At 62.8% G+C, this 1,272-nt stretch carries 1 protein-coding gene; it reads left to right on the top strand.

Going from position 1 to position 1,272, the window contains the following annotated elements; all coding sequences use genetic code 11:
• Positions 1-1,244, top strand: a 1,244-nt coding sequence (locus IQ254_RS31155) for an ABC transporter permease (protein WP_193970005.1), incomplete at its 5' end; no start/stop codon positions are given.
• Between the last annotated feature and the right edge of the window lie 28 nt (positions 1,245-1,272).

The raw sequence follows: 1,272 nt of genomic DNA on the forward strand, positions 1-1,272 counted from the left end.
GGGCCTTTAAAGCCGTGGGGGATGCTGTAGTTTTGCCCCCCGCCGAGGCCATGCGGCCCGAACCCCCGGCCAGCTTCAGGCCCACGCTGATCGAGCACCTGGGCCTACAGCGGTTGCTCTCCCCCGCCGGGCGGATTATTCTGCGCAATGTGGAACGGCGGCCCACCCAGGGGTTAATGGCAGTGCTGGGCATTGGTCTGGCGGTGGCCATGCTGGTGGTGGGGCGCTACTTCAGCGACGGCATTGACCACATTATCACCACGCAGTTTCGCACGGTGCAGCGCGAAGACATCACCCTCACCTTTATCGAGCCGCTGCCGGGGCGAGTGCAGTTTGACCTGGCCCAGCTGCCAGGGGTGCTGCGGGTAGAGCCATTTCGCAGCGTGCCGGTGCGGTTGCGGTTTGAGCAGCGATCGCGGCTGGGGGGCATCGTTGGCCTCTCTTCCCCCAGCAATCTGCGGCGGCTGATCGATGGCGGCGGGCAAACCGTAGCTCTGCCCGCCGATGGCCTGGTGCTGACCACTAAGCTAGCCGAAATTTTGCACGTCCAGATGGGCGATCGCCTCACCGTTGAAGTGCTCGAAGGGGTGCGTCCGGTGCTGTCTGTGCCGCTGGTGGGCCTAGTGGACGAGCTGGTGGGGCTGGCCATGTATATGGATGTCACCGCCCTCAATACCCTCATGCAGGAAGGCCCCACCTTCTCAGGGGCTTACCTGACCGTCGATGCTCTCCAGATGCCGACCCTTTACCAGCAGCTCAAGCAAACCCCGGCGGTGGCCAGCGTCGCCCAGCGCCAGACCGCCCTACAGCAGTTTGAAGACACGATCGCCGCTACCTCCGGGGTAATGAACACCATGATTTTGCTGTTCGCCTGCATCATTGCCGTAGGGGTGATCTACAACGCCGCCCGCATTGCCCTCTCCGAGCGCAGCCGCGAGCTGGCCACCCTGCGCATTATTGGCTTTACCCAGCGCGAGATCGCCGTTATTTTGCTGGGCGAGCAAGGGGTGCTCACCCTGGCAGCCATTCCAGTGGGCTGGGCCTTAGGCTACGGGCTGGCCTGGGTGCTGAACCAGTCCCCAGCTCAAAATACCGAGCTGTTTCGCGTGCCCTTTGTGATTCACCCCGCCAGCTATGTATTTGCGGCCCTGGTGACCGCCCTGGCAGCAGTGGGTTCTGGGCTGCTGATTGCGCGCCAGCTTCAGCATTTAGATTTAATTGCGGTGCTGAAGACGAGGGAGTGAATGGGTGGATGAGGGGATGGGGGATGGG

This window comes from Nodosilinea sp. LEGE 07088 (genome assembly GCF_015207395.1).
Taxonomy (GTDB): domain Bacteria; phylum Cyanobacteriota; class Cyanobacteriia; order Phormidesmidales; family Phormidesmidaceae; genus Nodosilinea.